This is a genomic window from Micromonospora sp. MGP-C2, assembly GCF_057766525.1.
The window spans coordinates 4,502,876-4,519,166 of sequence record NZ_JBYMEN010000002.1 but is presented as its reverse complement, the minus strand read 5'-3'; the positions used below and the strand labels follow the sequence as shown (position 1 = coordinate 4,519,166).

11 protein-coding genes and 2 pseudogenes are annotated in these 16,291 nt (G+C 71.3%); 10 read left to right on the top strand and 3 right to left on the bottom strand.

The annotated features are described in order from the left end of the window. Positions 1 to 2 precede the first annotated feature (2 nt). The 9 genes and pseudogenes from AC3CF1_RS20720 to AC3CF1_RS20680 form a co-directional block, all read left to right on the top strand. A complete protein-coding gene (locus AC3CF1_RS20720) occupies positions 3 to 803 on the top strand; it encodes a CpaE/TadZ family protein (RefSeq protein WP_088950983.1) in 801 nt (266 codons plus the stop codon). Then, positions 793 to 2,334, top strand: a complete 1,542-nt coding sequence (locus AC3CF1_RS20715; RefSeq protein ID WP_488451073.1) for a TadA family conjugal transfer-associated ATPase — start codon at positions 793 to 795, stop codon at positions 2,332 to 2,334. The genes AC3CF1_RS20720 and AC3CF1_RS20715 overlap by 11 nt, the downstream gene beginning before the upstream one ends. After that, positions 2,295 to 3,238 (top strand): annotated as a pseudogene (locus tag AC3CF1_RS20710) (type II secretion system F family protein). The gene AC3CF1_RS20715 and the pseudogene AC3CF1_RS20710 overlap by 40 nt, the downstream one beginning before the upstream one ends. A gap of 58 nt (positions 3,239 to 3,296) precedes the next feature. After that, positions 3,297 to 4,166, top strand: coding sequence for a type II secretion system F family protein (locus AC3CF1_RS20705; protein WP_354982223.1), 870 nt, complete (start codon positions 3,297 to 3,299; stop codon positions 4,164 to 4,166). A 24-nt stretch (positions 4,167 to 4,190) separates the two neighbouring features. Next, entirely contained in the window at positions 4,191 to 4,397 is a 207-nt protein-coding gene (locus AC3CF1_RS20700) for a hypothetical protein (protein ID WP_328368360.1), read from the top strand. 5 nt (positions 4,398 to 4,402) lie between these two features. Beyond that, complete coding sequence (locus AC3CF1_RS20695) at positions 4,403 to 4,852, top strand: TadE/TadG family type IV pilus assembly protein (protein WP_488451072.1); 450 nt, start codon at positions 4,403 to 4,405, stop codon at positions 4,850 to 4,852. Beyond that, positions 4,849 to 5,373, top strand: a complete 525-nt coding sequence (locus AC3CF1_RS20690) for a TadE/TadG family type IV pilus assembly protein (RefSeq protein ID WP_488451071.1) — start codon at positions 4,849 to 4,851, stop codon at positions 5,371 to 5,373. Before AC3CF1_RS20695 ends, AC3CF1_RS20690 begins: the two co-directional genes overlap by 4 nt. A 101-nt stretch (positions 5,374 to 5,474) precedes the next feature. After that, on the top strand, positions 5,475 to 5,846 hold the full coding sequence (locus tag AC3CF1_RS20685; protein WP_328376535.1) for a hypothetical protein: 372 nt from the start codon (positions 5,475 to 5,477) through the stop codon (positions 5,844 to 5,846). A gap of 14 nt (positions 5,847 to 5,860) precedes the next feature. After that, positions 5,861 to 6,952 (top strand): annotated as a pseudogene (locus AC3CF1_RS20680) (LysM peptidoglycan-binding domain-containing protein); the annotation flags it as partial. 718 nt (positions 6,953 to 7,670) lie between these two features. Here the strand turns inward: AC3CF1_RS20680 and AC3CF1_RS20675 are convergent. Next, positions 7,671 to 8,525 (bottom strand): Rieske (2Fe-2S) protein, encoded by an 855-nt coding sequence (locus AC3CF1_RS20675; protein WP_099856886.1) that lies wholly within the window; start codon positions 8,523 to 8,525, stop codon positions 7,671 to 7,673. A 176-nt stretch (positions 8,526 to 8,701) separates the two neighbouring features. On the opposite strand from AC3CF1_RS20675, the gene AC3CF1_RS20670 reads away from it, so the two are divergent. Continuing rightward, positions 8,702 to 9,502: a crotonase/enoyl-CoA hydratase family protein gene (locus tag AC3CF1_RS20670; protein ID WP_488451070.1), complete on the top strand. Its 801-nt coding sequence runs from the start codon at positions 8,702 to 8,704 to the stop codon at positions 9,500 to 9,502. A 1-nt stretch (position 9,503) separates the two neighbouring features. Here AC3CF1_RS20670 and AC3CF1_RS20665 read toward each other — a convergent pair whose 3' ends face one another. Both AC3CF1_RS20665 and AC3CF1_RS20660 read right to left on the bottom strand, forming a co-directional pair. Further along, entirely contained in the window at positions 9,504 to 13,202 is a 3,699-nt protein-coding gene (locus tag AC3CF1_RS20665; RefSeq protein WP_488451069.1) for a discoidin domain-containing protein, read from the bottom strand. A gap of 188 nt (positions 13,203 to 13,390) precedes the next feature. Continuing rightward, the gene (locus AC3CF1_RS20660; RefSeq protein WP_488451068.1) at positions 13,391 to 16,285 is read right to left on the bottom strand and encodes a galactose-binding domain-containing protein; all 2,895 of its coding nucleotides are present in this window, start codon (positions 16,283 to 16,285) and stop codon (positions 13,391 to 13,393) included. Between the last annotated feature and the right edge of the window lie 6 nt (positions 16,286 to 16,291).

The window sequence follows — 16,291 nt, the reverse complement described above, 5'->3', positions numbered from 1 at the left end:
GCATGGCGATCATCGCGCTGGTGTCCGCGAAGGGTTCGCCCGGCGTCACGACCTCGGCGCTGGCCTGCGCGCTGGCCTGGCACCGGCGGCTGGTGCTCGCCGAATGCGACCCGGCCGGCGGCTCCATCCTCGCCGGCTACCTCGGCGGTCAGCTGGACGGCCCGCGCGGCATCGGGGAGCTGGCCGTCGGGGAGCTGCGCGACGGCAACCTGGAAACCGCGTTCTGGTCCCAGCTCGTCGACCTGGACGCGCCCCGTCGGGAACGGCTGCTGCTGCCCGGGCTCGTCGACCCGGCCCAGGGTGGCAGCGTCACCCCGCTCTGGCAGCGCTTCGCCGACTACTTCGACGCGCTGGACCGTGGCACCCCCGGCTACGACGTCCTGGTCGACTGCGGCCGGCTGCACGTCACCGGGCCACCGTGGCCGGTGCTGCGGGCCGCGTCGGTGGTGCTGCTGGTGACCGGGGCGCAGCTGCCGGACCTCTCCGGCACCCGGGCGGTGGTCACCGCTATCGAACGGGACTTCGCCGAGCACCGGGTTCCGCCGGGCACCCTGCGGCTGCTGCTGGTCGGCGACGGGCACGGGCGAACGGAGATCAGCCGCGCCCTGAAACTGCCGGTGATCGCACGGCTGCCGCACGACCCGCGTACCGCCGGGGTGCTCGCGCTGGGCGGCACCGTCCGCGCCGGACGGCCGCTGATGCGCGCGGCGGCCGCGCTGGAGGTGCCGATCGGCGCGCTGCTGGAACGGCGACGGGCCCGGCTCGCGTGGCCCGTGCAGCAGGGGGTGCCGGATGCGGTTTGAGCCGGTCTCCACCGACCCGCGTCAGCAGCCGCCGGGCGTCACCTCCACCGTGCCGCCACTGGCCCCGTCGAACGGGCGACACCAGCAGGCCGGGCCGATGCCGCAGGCACCGCCCACGGCGACGGCGCAGCCGGAGGCGGCACCCCGGCCCCGAATGGACTTCCAGGTGGTCCGGGAGCTGCGCCGGGAACTCACCGAACGGCTCACCCTGTGGCAACGCGGCCGGGAGTTCACCGTCGACGAGGAGGACACCGAACGGGCGCGGCTCGCCGTCGGGGTGGTCGCCGCGTACGCCGACTCCGTGCGCCGGGCCGGCACGCCGATGGCCGCCGGTGAGGAACGCCTGCTGCTCGACCAGGTGACCGCCGAGTTGGTCGGGCTCGGCCGGCTACAGACCCTGCTGGTCGACGAGACCATTGAGGAGGTGCACATCCTCGGCTGCGACCAGGTGCGCATCACCCGGCACGGCGGCGGGGTGGACTGGGCCGAGCCGATCGCCGACAGCGACACCGAGCTGGTGGAGATCCTCCAAGCGGCGGCCCGCCGGGCGGGCGCGACCGAGCGGTCCCTGTCCACAGTGAAGCCCACCCTCGACCTGCAACTGCCCGACGGCAGCCGGCTAGCCGCCGTGTTCCTGGTCAGCCACCGCCCGTACGCGGTGATCCGCAAGCACAACACCCTGGACGTGAGCCTCGACGACGTGGCCGGTGCCCGGGGCGACCTGGACGAGATGATCGACCCGCTCCTGCGCGACTTCCTCCGCGCGGCCATGCGCGCCGGGCTGAACATCATGGTCGCCGGGTTGGCCGGCGCCGGGAAGACCACGATCATCCGGGCGTTGATGAACGAGATCCCGCAGGACGAGCCGTACGTGCTGCTGGAGGAGAGCCGGGAGCTGTTGCCGGCCCGCCGTCGGGAGCGGCACCGGGCGGTGATGAGCTTCGAGGCCCGGGAGGGCCATGGTGAGCGCGGCTTCGACGGCCGCCCGGCCGGTGAGGTGACCATCGCCGACCTGATCCCGTTGTCGCTGCGGATGGGCGTACTGCGGATCATCGTGGGTGAGGTGCGGTCCCGGGAGATCGTGCCGATGCTCCAGGCGATGACCACCAGCCGGGGCTCGATGTGCACCATCCACGCCCGCACCGCGGCGGGCGTGGGTGAACGGATCGTCGAGCTGGCGTTGGCGCACGGCCGCGAGATGACAGTCGACCAGGCCCGCCGGATGGCCGGCAACGCCCTCGACCTGATCGTCTACGTCACCGTGGAGGACGAGACCGCGATCGGCGGGCGTAAACACAGGTTCGTCTCCCACGTGGAGGAGGTGATCGGCGCCGGCGAGGGCGGCCGGATCACCACCACCACGGTCTTCGGGCCCGGGCCGGACGGTCGTGCGGTCCCCCGGCACCTGCCGGAGCGGGTGCGTGACCAGTTGCTGCGGGTGGGTTACGACGTACGGCTGCTGACCCGGTGGATCGAGGCCGGCGCCGGGGCCTGGCGGCGACCCCGGCAGACCCGACTGGCCCGGCGGTGACCTGATGCTGAGCCTGGAGTTGATCGCGGTGGTCTCCGGGGCCGCCTGCGTGGCCGGACTGCTGCTGGCCGTGGTGGCCCTGGTCGGCACCCGACGGCCTCCCGGGTCCCGCCCCGGTGGCGGTTCGGGTCTCGATCGACTGTGGCGTGGGCCCGGCAGCACGCCCTCCGAGCAGCGGTCCTACCAGGCGCTGCTGATCGCCGCGGTGGTCGCGGGCGCGTTGGCGTTCCTGCTGACCGGGTTGCCGGTGGTGGGCCTGCTGGTGGCCGTGGCGGTGCCCGGCACCCCGTGGCTGTTCGGGGTGGGTAAGGCCGAACAGCGGGCGATCGCCCGGATCGAGGCGGTCGGCGAGTGGACCCGACGCCTCAAGGACGTGTCCAACACCGGGCAGGGCCTCCAGCAGTCGATCATCGGCACGATCGGCAGCGTGCCACCCGGCGTCGAGGACGAGGTGCGACTGCTCGCCGCCCGTCTGCAGGCCGGCTGGGTGGCCCGCACGGCGCTGCTGGCGTTCGCCGACGAGATCGCCGACCCGGTCTGCGACCAGGTGGTCGCGGCGCTGATCCTGCACCTGTCCGACCGGGGTGAACGGCTGGGTGACGTTCTCGGTTCGATCGCCGGCGCGGCGTCCGCCGAGGTCGCCACCCGCCGGGAGATCGAGGCCAAGCGCACCCAGCCCCGGTTCGCGGTCCGCTTCCTCACCGGAATGACCCTGGCGACCCTCGCGTACGGGCTGATCAACACCGAGTACATCAAGCCGTACGGCACCCCAATCGGCCAGGTGGTGATGGCGGTCCTCGGTGCCGCCTTCATCGCCCTGCTGGCCTGGGTGCGGTCGATGAGTCAGCCGCAGCGGCCGGCCCGGTTCCTACCGGCGCCCGACCCGAGCGAGGTGATCGCGTGAGCGCGAGGAGTGCAGCGCAGCGGAGCCCCGCAGTCGCGAACGAAGGGCGGGTCCCGTGATCGTGAACTGGCAGTTGGCCATCGCGGTTTGTGGTGGCGCCGGGGTGGGGCTGGGCGTGTTCCTGGTGGTCCGGGAGTTGGTGCCGGCGACCCCGGCGCTGGGGCCGGCGCTGCGTCGACTGCACCAGCCGCCGGGCAGCGGGCTGGTCGCCACTCCTGCCTCCCGCCGGCTGGACTCGCTGACCGGGTTGTCCCGTTGGCTGCGTCCACCGCATCGGCAGCTCGCCCTGATCGGGCAGACCCCCGAGCAGTACGCCCTGTCGGTGCTGCTCTCCGCGCTGATCGGGCTGGCCACGCCGACCCTGCTCGGGGTGGCACTGCTGGTGTTCGGCGTCTCGTTCCCGTTCGTCATACCGGTGCTCGGCAGTCTCGGCCTGGCGCTGCTGGGCGCGCTGCTGGCGCACCGCGCCGTGGTGACCAAGGCCGACGCCGCCCGGGACGAGTTCCGCCAGGCGGTCTGCACGTACCTCGATCTGGTGGCGTTGCAGCTCTCCGCCGCTCACGGCCCGGTGCAGTCGCTGGAGCGCGCGGCGGCGGTCTGCGACGGCTGGGTCTTCGATCGACTCCAGGAGTCGCTGCGGATCGCCCAGATGCAGATGCACGCCCCCTGGGACGAGCTGCGCGACCTCGCCGACAAGATCGGCATTCCGGAGCTGGGGGACGTCGGCGCGATCATGCGCTCCTCCGGCAGCGAGGGCGCACAGGTGCACGAGACCCTGCGCAGCCGGGCCGACTCGCTGCGCGACCAGATCCGCACCGACAACCTTGCTCGCGCCGAGGGGATCACCAGCCGACTCGACATTCCGGGCGCACTGCTCGTCTTCGTGCTGCTCGGTTTCGTCGTCTATCCGTTCATCGCCCGTATCTGACCCCACCCCCTGAAGGAGCACGCCATGTCCATCCTCAGCTACCTGCACGTGGTGATGACGACGCGCCTGGCCGAGCTGCGCCGCGACGGCGAGCGCGGCGACAGCCCGGTGCCCACCGCGGTGATCATCTTCGGGCTGGTCTTCGTCGCCATCACCGTCACCGGCCTGGCCCTGAGCAAGGCCGACGACTGGATGACCAACATCCCGACGCACAAAGACCCGGTCAAGTAACTGCTGTGAGCCGAGCCGCGCACCTCAGATGGCGCCGGGCGGTCACCGCCGTCCGGCGCCACCTCGCGGCCGGCGACCGGGAGCGAGGTGCCAACCCGGTGGAGCTGGCCGTGATGATGCCGCTGATCCTGGTGCTGCTCTTCGCCTCGATCCAGATCGCGGCCGTCTTCCTCGCCCGCTCCACAGCGTTGAACGCCGCGCAGAGCGGCGTCAACGCCCAGCGGACGTACCAGGCCAGGGACGGCGCCGGGGTGGACAGCGCCACCCGCTTCCTGAAGGCCGCCGGCGGCTGGCTGGTGGGTTGGGACAAGACCGGCCCGAACTGCGTCGTCCTCAACGACGACACCGAGGTGACCTGCACGGTGCGTGGCCGATCCCTGTCGGTGGTGCCGGGCGTGGACTTCGCCGTGCAGCAGACCGCCCACGGGACGGTGGAGAGGGTGACCACACCATGAACCGCGCCGCCGAGCGTGGCTCGGTCTCCATCGAGGTGGCGGTGCTCGCGCCCGCCTTCATCGCGCTGATGGTGCTGGCCGGCGTGGTCGGGCGCACCGCGCTGGCTGCGGAGGCCATCGATGCCGCCGCGCACGACGCCGCGCGCGCCGCCTCGATCTCGCGAAGCTCGAGCACCGCCGAGACCGCCGCGCTCGAAGCCGCCCGGCAGCAGCTGGACTGGTACGACCTGGCCTGCACCAACGAGCTGGCACCCACGTTCAGCGCCACGGTGGGCGGCGAGACCACCACCTTCGACGTCGCCTTCAGAAGCGCGGTCGGTCAGAACGCCACCGTGACGGTCGAGATCATCTGCGAGGTGTCCTTCAAGGACATCTCGCTCGACATCCTGCCCGGCATGACATCCGGGAAGCAGATCAAGTCGAAATTCACCTCGCCGCTGGACCGTTACCGCGGCAGGGCTCTCGGGCCCGGGGCGGTGGGCGTGGGTTCCGCGCCGGACGCGAGTGCGGGTGGCGTCTGATGAACGCCGACAGACAGTCAGGCCTGGCCGGGTCAGGGCAGCGGGCCAGGGCAGACTCGCACGGCGAGCACGGCCGGGTGAGCATCTTCCTCGCGGTGACGATGATCGGCGTACTGGCCATCATCGGCCTCACCTACGACGGCGCCGGGCAGCTACGCACCCTGCAGACTGCCGAGAATCTGGCTGCCGAGGCGGCCCGGACCGGCGGTCAGGCCATCGACCGGGCCGTCGCCATCGAAGGCGGACCGAAGCGGATCAAGGAGTCCGAGGCCCGCGTGGCGGTCGACAGGTACCTGGCTGCCGCTGGCGTCTCCGGCCACACCGTGAGCTTCCCCGTGGTCGGCGGGGAGACCCTGATCCGGGTGACCGTCCCGATCACCTATCACCGCACGATGCTCGGGCTGTTCGTTCCCGAGAAGACCGTCACCGTCACCGGCGAGGCGACCGCGCGAGCCATCACCGCAACACCGTAGGAAGGAAGGCAGCCATGCCCGTATCGGGTGGGTCCGTCGTACGACGGACCGGACGGATCCTCACCGGCATCGGCGCCCTGGCCGTGCTGTGCGCTCTGCTGGTCGGCGCGCCGATCGCGCTGCTGGCCTTCGCCGGAAACCCGCTGCCCGATCACCTTCCCACGATCAGCGAGCTGGGCACCGCGCTGACCAGCCGGGACGACGGCCAACTCTTCCTGCGCGCCCTGGCTGTGGCCGGCTGGTTCGGCTGGGCCACGTTCGCCTTCTCCGTCCTCGTCGAGTTGGGGGCACAGGGCCTGCGCCGACCGGCGCCGAAGTTGCCCGGGATGGGCCGCCAGCAGAAGGCCGCCGCCGCGCTGGTCGGCTCGGTCGCGCTGATCCTCGTCGCCAGCCCGGCCGCCGCCAGCGCCGCCGCGGTCTACGGCGCGCCGGCGTACACCGGCGCACAAGGCGCCAGTGCCCTGGCCGCTCCGGCCCGCGCGGCTGCGACACCCGACACGGCGGCTCCACTGGCCCGCAGTGGGCCACTCGGCTTGGCCGGGACAGAGCGGGCCGCATTCGGCGGCTCTGCGACGAACAACGGGGCCGCGCCGGTGTACCGGGTGGCGCGGGGCGACTACCTCGGTGAGGTGGCCGAGCGTTACCTGGACGAGTTCGGCGACTACCCACAGCTCGCCAAGCTGAACAAGCTCGACGACCCCGACCGGATCCGCCCCGGCCAACTGCTCCGACTCCCCACCGAGGCCGCCGACCAGGGGGCCCGGCAGCACGCCAGCGGCCGCCTGGTCGGCCGGCCGGCGGCGCCCAAACCGCCCGCGCCCCGGCCGGCGCCCGAACGTGCCGCACCGGAGCGGGTGGACCCGGCACCCCCTAGCGGCACGCAGTCAGCAGGCCAGCCACCCGCCATGACCGTCGGCGCAGCCCGAGCAGGCACGGCCGACCGGGTGAATCGACCGCTGGCGGTCTCCGCCGTCCTGGCCGTGGCGAGCATCGTCGGAGCACAGATCGGTGCGGTGCTGGGCCTGCGCCGACGCCCGGCGACCGCCGGGGCGGCTCCCCGGTTGGCCGCGTCCTCCCGCAAGCCCCGTGGAGGCGCGGCCCGAAGCAGCGGTGGCGCGGGCCGAACCAGCAGCGCAGACCGGACCAGCGGCGCGGGCCGGACCAGCGGAGCGGGCCGGGCCAGCGGCGCAGACCGGACCAGCAGCGCGGACCTGCGGACTGGCGGTGGAGCGGTCGGAAGCGGTGCCGCATGGGCCGCCAGCCGAGCGGCCGCGGCCATCGAAGCCCCGGCAACACGGACCAACGGCACGGCACCCAGCGGCGACGTCTTCGCACCACGCGACGGGATGACACCGCGCGGAGGTGGGATGACGTCCACCGGCGGCGGGATGACACCTACCGGCGATGGGACGACACCTCGCGACGGCGGGGTGTGGCCCGCCGGCAGTGGGATGGCTCCTCCCGGTAGCACGGCGTTCCCCGGTGGTGGGATGGCTCTCTCCGGTGGTGCGACAGCTACCGGCGGCGGGGCGGGGGCCGGCGCATCGGGCTGGGGTGGTGACGACAGTTGGGCCGGCGATGGCGATGAGGGCGGGTTGTTCGGGGGCGGGCACGGCTTGGACGCCGCACCGGACGGACCTGCGGTCGGCCGCCACCGACGCACCTGATCCGCACGGGCGGGCGTGGCTGGCTGGCCGCAGCGGCCAGCAGGGGCGGGTCTGGTCGGTAGCGTTCCTCGCCGAGGACCAGGTCTCCAGAATGCGTGATGCCTGTGAGTCATCAAGATGACTCACAGGCATCAGCGTCGAAAGCGGCACCGCTGGGTCAGGGCAGGCGGGTCTGGAGCACGCCGTCCTGGATCCGGGTGGGCAGGATCTGCTGGTCGTTGCCGGACGGCCCCTGCACGACCTCGCCGCCGTTGAGCCGGAACGCGCTGCCGTGCCACGGGCAGACCACGCAGGCGTGGCCGTCGATCTCCTGCACCTCACCCTCGCCGAGCGGGCCGCTCTGGTGCGGGCAGCGCTCCAGCATCACGGTCACCTCGTCACCGTGCCGGTAGAGGATCACCGAGATGTCGTCGTCCACCTCTCGGGTGATCAGGGTGCGCTGCGGCAGCGTCGCCATGTCGGCCAGCGAGTGCCAGCCGTCGGTCATCCGATGCAACTCGGAGATGCTCTGGTTGACCTGCGCCCCCTGCTTGTACGCGAGGTGACCCCCGATGTAAGCCCCCAGGCTGACGGTGGAGAGCCCGAGGAAACCGAGAGCGCGGCCGACGCCGTGCCGGCCGGACAGCCGCGCGGCCAGTGACCCGGCGTACAGCGTCAAGCCGACGGTGTTGGCCGCGGCGTGCACCAGGCCGACCCGGCGCTGGTCACGGGCGAGTGCCGCCCAGTCGTTCAACCCGGCGATCGCCGCCGGCACCGCGCTGACGGTGCCCAGGCCGACCAGCACGGTGGCGGGCCGGCGTTGCCCGGGCATCAGGTCCAGCACCGCGGCGCTGATCCAGGCGCCGACCGGCACCTGCACCATCGCCGGGTGCAGCGGATGGCCGAGGGTCACCCCGTGCAGCAGGTCGCGGAGCCGCCGCGGACGCAGCGTGCTCAGGACCACTCGCTGCAACCGGTCACCCGTCCGGTCGAGGCTGGATGCCTGCTCAACTTTCGTCAAAAGTGCTCGCACCCGTACCGACTTCCCGGCGAAGGGGGTCGCAAACCGGTCTCGGGCGACAAATTCGTCACTGAGCGCGATCTTGCGGTTGCTGCCCCGGGAAACCGCCCACACTCGGCCGAACCAGGCCGCCGGCCGCAAGATCGACGGGGATTGTGGGTGCGGGAGGCTACGGGCATGCTGAGTCGATGGGTGTACGGGTGGAGCGTGCCGGGCCGGTGACGACAGTCGTGCTGGATCGGGTGGCGGCTCGCAACGCCGTCGACGGGCCGACGGCTCGGGCGCTGGCCGACGCCTTCCGGGCCTTCGAGGCCGACCCCGACGCGGCGGTGGCCGTGCTCTGGGGCGCCGGTGGCACGTTCTGCGCCGGCGCCGATCTCAAGGCGATCGGCACGCCGAGCGGCAACCGGGTCGAGCCGGAAGGGGACGGGCCGATGGGCCCGACCCGGATGGCGCTCAGCAAACCGGTGATCGCGGCGATCTCCGGTTACGCGGTGGCGGGCGGCCTGGAGTTGGCGCTCTGGTGCGACCTGCGGGTCGCCGAGTCCGACGCGACGCTCGGGGTGTTCTGCCGCCGCTGGGGCGTGCCGCTGATCGACGGCGGCACGGTCCGGCTGCCCCGGTTGATCGGCGAGAGCCGGGCGATGGACCTGGTCCTCACCGGCCGCCCGGTGCCGGCCGATGAGGCGTACGCGATGGGGTTGGTCAATCGGTTGGTGCCACCGGGCCAGGCGCGGGCCGCGGCCGAGGAGTTGGCGGCGGCGATCGCCCGGCACCCGCAGACGTGCCTGCGCAACGACCGGGCCGCGCTGCTGGCCGGCAGCGGGCGAGGAGAGCCGGAGGCGCTGGCGACCGAGTTGGCTTACGGGATGGATTCGCTGGCCACGGACGCGGCGGCCGGCGCGGCCCGGTTCGCGGCCGGCGCTGGCCGACACGGCACGATGCCGCCGGGAGAGGGACCCCTCCCGGCGGCACCCGGTGCGAGCTGAATCAGTTGCGGTTGATGGTGAAGGTTGACGTGGGGTTCTGGATGTCCACCGCGTTGTTGCTCAGCCGCAGGTTGTTGAAGGTGACGGACCCGACGGCCGGCCCCTGCCCGGCCTCCGGCATCGGGTTGGCCCAGATGGCGAAGCCGGACTTCGCGTCGTAGGCGTCACCGCTCTTACGGGCCCCGCTGATCGAGATGTTCGTGAAGACCGTGTCGGTGATCGGGTTCTGCGGCTGCCCGCCGACGTAGTTGGTCTGGAACATGATGCCGCTGTAGGTCGGATCGACGATGTCGACGTCGCTGACCCGGATGCCCTGGAACACCTTCGAGGCGGAGAAGACCCAGATCGCCGGGAAGGTCTGCGAGCCCCAGAAGTGCCCACCGGCCCGCACGATCGAGATGTTCTCGAACCGGGTTGGCGGGCTCGCGCCGAAGCCGTTCATCGGGTAGCCGAAGTCGAGCGAGCTGATGGTGATGCCCGAGTAGACCAGGGTGTCCGCGATGTAGATGTTGCGGAACGTGTTGCCGTAGCCGCCGTAGACGGCCACACCGGCGGCACGCCAGGTCAGGGTCGACGTCAGGTTCTCGTAGATGTTGTCCTTCATGTCGGCGCCGCCCGCGTCGATCGCCGAGAACAGCGCGAAGCTGTCGTCGCCGGTGGCCCGGGCGTCGTTGTTGCTGACCAGGTTGTTGGTGCTGCCGTTGGTCATGTTGATGCCGTCGGCGAACATGTTGCGGATCCGGGAGTTCTTGATCGTCATGAAGTCGGTGTTCGCGCCCCAGTAGAGGCACACCATGTGCTCGTTCCAGATGTTGTCGATCACGATGTTCGACACGTTGGAGAAGTCGAACACCTTGCCCGGACCGTCGATCCGCGAGGTGTAGTTGCCGAAGTAGGCGAAGTTCTTGAAGGACGAGTTCGCCGCCGAGTTCTCGGCCCGGAAGCCGATGTCGGTGTTGTCCTGGCCCGACGGAGCGTTGAACCGGGTGTACCAGGGGCCGGCGCCGGTCACCTGCACCGCCTTGCCGTACACCTGGAACTTCGACGAGGTGGAGTAGTTGCCGGCCGGCAGGTACACCCCGATCAGGTTGCCGGTGGTGTCCATCCGCACCCGGTCCAGGGCGTTCTGCACGTCCTGGTGGGTGAAGCCGGTCGGCGTGGTGTAGCGCGCCGGGTCCGGGTTGGCGATCGGCGCCACCTGCTCCGTGTTGATGAAGTCGATGGCGTACGTGGTGGTGTTGGCCGGGTCCTTCTGGAGACGGATCTTGCTGCCGGCCGGGACGGTGGAGTTGAGCATGACGTTGGCTTCGTCGTAGATGTGCCGCGGCCCGCCCGCGCTCGGCGAGTTGCCCGGGCTGGTCTCGTTGCCGTAGAGCCAGGCGTACCGGGACGTGAGGTCGATGGCCTTGTGGAACGTGCCGTTGACGTAGACGTTCAGCGTGGAGTTGATCCCCCCGCCGCCCGGGGCGTCCGGGATGGAGAAGCGGGTGACCAGCGTGTTGGTGCTGGCCCGGGTGGTGAACTCGACGTAGCTGCCGGTCGAGTTGAGGGTCACCGCCCGCCGACCGGACGCCTCGCCGGCCAGGTCTCCGACCTCCCGGTTCGGCCCGACGACGCTGGCGCCGCCGCCGACCGCGCCGTCCTCGGCCTCGTACATGTCGTACGGCATGTTGGCGCCGCGACCGACGAAGAGCGGGCGGTCACTGGTGTTGTTGGCCTGCTTGACCGGCAGCTCGTTGCCGTCGGCGGCGAGCACCACCCGGACGGTGTACTTACCGTTCGCGGCGGTCCAGGTGCCCAGGTTGATCGGGCCGACCGTGGCACCGGCGTTGATCACGCCGGAGTACGAGCCGGTCAGGGTACGGACCACGGTGCCGGACTCGTTGAGCACGGTGAGCGTGATGCCGTGCGCGCCGGACGCGGACGCCACACTGCCGGCGTTGCGCACCGACACTGAGAAGGTGACCGTGTTGCCGGCCGACGGGTTGCCCGGCGACCAGGCCACCGACGAGGCGACCAGGTCCGACGTGGCGACCGGGCTGACCACCAGCGGGCTGGGGTTGGAGTAGCTGTTGTTGGTGTCGTCGGACTCGACGACGGTGTTCGACTCGTCCACCTTCGCGCTGAGCGGGTAGCTGCCGGAGTCACGGGTGCCGATGCTGGCGCTGACCGTGGTCGAGGCGCCGGCCGCCAGGCCGCCGACCGACGCGGTGCCGACCCGGGTGGCACCCAGGTAGAAGTTGACGTTCGTCGCACCGGAGGCCGCCGAACCCGCGTTCCGCACTGTCGCGGAGAGCGTGATGGTGCTGGTCTCCACGGGTGCGGACGGGCTGAACGACATGCCTGTCACGGTCAGGTCCGGGTTCGGCGCGGGGGTGCCGAAGACCTGGAACTCGGCCACCTGCCCGGCCGGGGCGCCGGTGTTCGAGGCGATCGAGAGCCGTACGTCGGCCGCCGCGCCGGAGACCGGGATGGCCACCGTGTTGCCGCTGCCCGGGTTGAAGGTGTAGTTCGCCGCGCCGACCAGGGTGGTGAAGCTCGACGAGCCCTGGTCCCGGCCGAGCACTGTGATGTTCTGCGTACGCGCACCCCACGCCGAGTCCGGGTTGAGCTTCACCACGACCTGGCTGAGGCTGGCGTTCGCGCCGAGCTGCACGGTCAGCGTGCTCGGGTTGCCGTTGCCCTCCCAGTAGGTGGCCACGTTGTTGTCGTTGGCGTTGGTGGCCACGAAGGTGTGCACGTACCCGGAGGCGGTGATCGGCTTGCCGATCGCCAGGTTGGAACCGGTCGGCGGGTTGCCGGTGCCGGTCCGGGTCACGGTGTTGCTGTTCGCCGACTGGTTGCCAGCCGCGTCCTTGGCCCGCACGTAGTACGAGACCGTGGTGCTGGCCGACTGGCTGTCGGTGTACGTGAGCGTCGAGCCGTTGACGCTGCCGCGCAACGCGCCGTTGGCGTAGACGTCGTACCCGGTCACCCCGACGTTGTCGGTGGACGCCGACCAGGCGAGCCGGATCTGGCCACTGGCCGGCTGGGTGTACGCCAGGTTGCCGGGGACGCTCGGCGCCTGGGTGTCGGTGTTGCCGGCAGCGCCGTAGACCTCGACCTCGGAGAGCTGGGCGGCCGGCCATCCGGTGTTGCCGGTGACCTGCACCCGTACGTAGCGGGTGCTGGCGGCGGTGAAGCTGACCGTCGCGGTGTTGCCGCTGGCCGGGTTGAAGGTGTAGCCGGCGGACGCCTTCAGTGTGGTGAAGGACGAGCCGTTGGTGGAGCCGAGCACCGACAGCGTCTGGGTGCGGGTCTGCCAGTCCGACGCGGGCGGCAGCTTGAGCACCACCCGGTCCACGCTGACCGTGGCGCCCAGGTCGGCCTGGATCCACTGCGGGAACGCGTTGTTGGCGCTCTCCCAGTAGGTCGACGCGTTGCCGTCGTTGGCGTTGCTCGCCACGTAGTTCTGGTTGTAGCTGCTGGCGGTCATGGTGGCGGAGAGCCCGGCGAGCATGGCGACGCGGGCGGCGGCCGCGACCGGGTCGGAAACTGGTGCCGCGCTGGCCGCCGCGGGGGTGACGACCGGTGCGGTGACGAGGAGCATCCCGGCGAGCACGCTGGAGAGCAGCCGACGACGGCCGGAGCGGGTGGTGCCGGGGACGGGAGTGGGCGCGCCGGTCGGCGGCGTGCCTCGTCTGGTGCCGTTTCTCAACATGGGGTCGCTACACCTCTTTCGGGGGTGGGTGTGGGTGCGTTGCCCGGCGACGGGTGCAGGGGTACGCCCGTCGTTCCGCGACAGGTGGGGGACGGTGCGGGTTGGGGGACGGGTGGGTGGCCGGCGCTGCGTTGCGCCGGACCGCCCGGACCGGGGTGCCTCCACCTGGGCGGGCGGGGGCACCTGGCCTAGCTGGAATAGACCTCGAACTCGCTGAGCTGACCTGCTGGCCAACCGGTGTTGCCGGTGACGGTCAGCCGCAGGTACCGCTGGCTGGTCGCCGTGAAGGTCACGGTGACCGTGTTGCCACTGCCCGGGTTGAAGGTGTAGCCGGAGGACGCCTTCACTGTGGCGAACGTCGAGCCGTTGGTGGAGCCGAGCACCGCCAGTGACTGGGTGCGCGTCTGCCAGGCCGATGACGGTGGGAGCTTGAGCACGACCCGGGACACCGTCCGGTTGGCGCCCAGGTCCACTGTCAGCGACTGCGGGAAGGCGTTGTTGGCGCTCTCCCAGTAGGTGTTCGGGTTGCCGTCCACAGTGTTGGCGGCGGCGTACACGTCGGAGTGGCTGGTCTCGGTCACCGGCCGCCCGGCCGCCAGGTTGCCGCTGGGCGGCGGGGTGGTCGGGGGTGGCGTGGTCGGGGGCGGTGTGGTGGGCGGCGGCGTGGTGGGGGTGCCGCCGTACACCTCGACCTCGCTGAGTTGCGCGGCCGGCCAGCCGGTGTTGCCGGTGACGGTGACCCGGATGTAGCGGCGGTCGCCGGAGGGCAGCCCGATCGACACGGCGTTGCCGGCGCCCGGGTCGAAGACCCGACCGGCGGACGACGCCAGCGTGGCGTACGACGTTCCGTCGGTGGAGCCGAGGACCGACACCGTCTGGGTACGGCGTTCCCAGCCGGCGGGCAGCTTGAGCGCCACCCGGTCGACGGGCCGGGCCGAGCCCAGGTCGACGGTGACCGACTGGGGGAACGCGTTGTTGGCGCTCTCCCAGTAGCTGGCCGCGTTGCCGTCCACCACGTTGCCAGCCGTGTAGCTCTGGTTGGTGCTGGTCGCGGTCGCCGGGCGGTTCAGGGCGAGGTTTCCACTGGTGGGAGGCGGGGTGGTCGGGGGCGGGGTGGTCGGGGGCGGGGTCGTCGGGGGCGGGGTCGTCGGGGGCGGGGTCGTCGGGGGCGGGGTGGTGGGTCCACCGCCCCACTGCGGGTTCGGCCACGGGCCGCAGTACGGGGTGGGCGTGTACCAGCCGGAGTTGCCGCTGCCCTGGGTGATCTGGAAGCCACCGCCCACGCAGTTGTGCATCGGGTTGCTCTGCGCGATGTTGGTGGCACGCACGTTCGTGAACGACACCTGACTGGGTGCCTGCACCTGGAGCGCGTACGTGCCGGCGCCGTCGATCCGCACGTTGCTCAGGTTGATGCCGCTGGTCTGGCCCTCGATCCAGTGCAGCGCGGCGTACGAGCTGTCCAGGATGTCGGTGTCGGTGATGTTGATGGTGGCCTGCTGGAACGCCTCGTTGAGTGCGGAGAACCAGATCGCCCCGACACCGAAGTTCCAGTTGTAGTCCGAGTTGCCGTTACGGATCAACGTGTTCCGGGCGATCGTCCAGATGCCCCGGACCGCGGTGTCGCCCTGCACACCCGGGTAGCGGTTGGCCACGTGGATGCCGCCGCCGTTGGTCAGCGAGTCGGCCGTCACGTTGTCGGTGATCTTGATGTCCCGACCGCCGTAGCTGACCAGGTGGTTCGCCAGCAGGGTCACACCGATGGTGTTGTGGGTGAAGGAGTTGTTGACGTTCGGCACGCTCTGCGCCCACATGGCCAACGCGTCGTCGCCGGTGTTGCGGACGAACGTGTTGGTCACCGTCGAGTTGGTCACGCCGGTGTGGAAGTTCACGCCGTCCGCGGTCTGGTCCAGGATCCGGCTGTTGCGGATGGTGAAGTTGTCCATCGGGCCGTCCATCCACGCCCCGACCTTGGTGTTCTCCAGCCAGAGGTTGTCGACCACCGAGTTGGTCATCGCCCCGCCCAGGGCGTTGACCTGGTCGTCGTCGATCCGCTCGCGGATGTCGCCGATGATGGCGAAGTCCCGCAGCGTGACGTTGCGGCTCGGCCCGTTCGCTTCGTGCGCGCGGACCGGCCCGGTGTAGCCGCCACCGGGCACGTACTTGCCGTAGATGCCGACAGACCTGTTCCGGTCGGTGGGGTGCCGGCCACCGAGCACCGAATACCAGGGCCCGGCGCCGCGCAGTGTCACCCCGTCGACCACCACGTGATCCCAGAGGGTGAAGGTCCCGGTCGGGATCCAGACGGCCCTGCCCTGGGCCTTGCCGGCGTCGACCGCCGCCTGGAACTTGGCGGTCGAGTCGGTCGCGCCGCTCGGGTCGGCGCCGAAGTCGGTGACCACGTCGAGCACACCGGCGGGCTTCGTGATCGCGGAGGCGACCAGCTCGAAGTCGGCCAGGTCGATGGTGAACGTGGGCGACTGGGCGGTCGAGGAGACCTGGAAGCGGATCTTCGTGCCGGCCGGCTGGGTGCTGCCGAACATCGCCCGGGTCTCGTCGTAGAAGTGGTGCGGGTTGGTGTCACCCGGGTTGTTGTTGAACGGGTATCCGCCGTAGTACCAGCCGTACCTCGACGTCACCGGGACCGACTTCAGCAGCGACCCGTTGGCCCGCAGGTCGATGGCGGCGTCCCGGCCGGTGCCGGACGGGCTGTCGGGCAGGCTGTACCGGAAGGTGACCGCGTTGGCCGGCGCGGTGAGGGTGAACTCGACGTACTCGCCGACGGCGTCGAGGGTGACCGCCTCCCGGCCGGACGCCTCGGACGGCAGCGTGCCGTAGCGCCGGTCCGGGCCGATCTTCGAGCCGTTGTGGGCGGCCTCCTCCGCCTCCTGCTCGATGAACGGGACGGTGGCGCCTCGATTGGGGATGTCGAAGGGGGACAGTCCGGCTGCCGAGGCCGGCGTTGCGGTGCCGGTGACCGCGAGAGCGGTCACCGTTGTGGCGGCGAGCAGGGTGGCGGCAATGGCGGCCAGCCCTGCCCGGGTCGGGTGTCGGTGGTGCGGGGTGCCGGTGGTGTGGTTGGCCATGAGCTG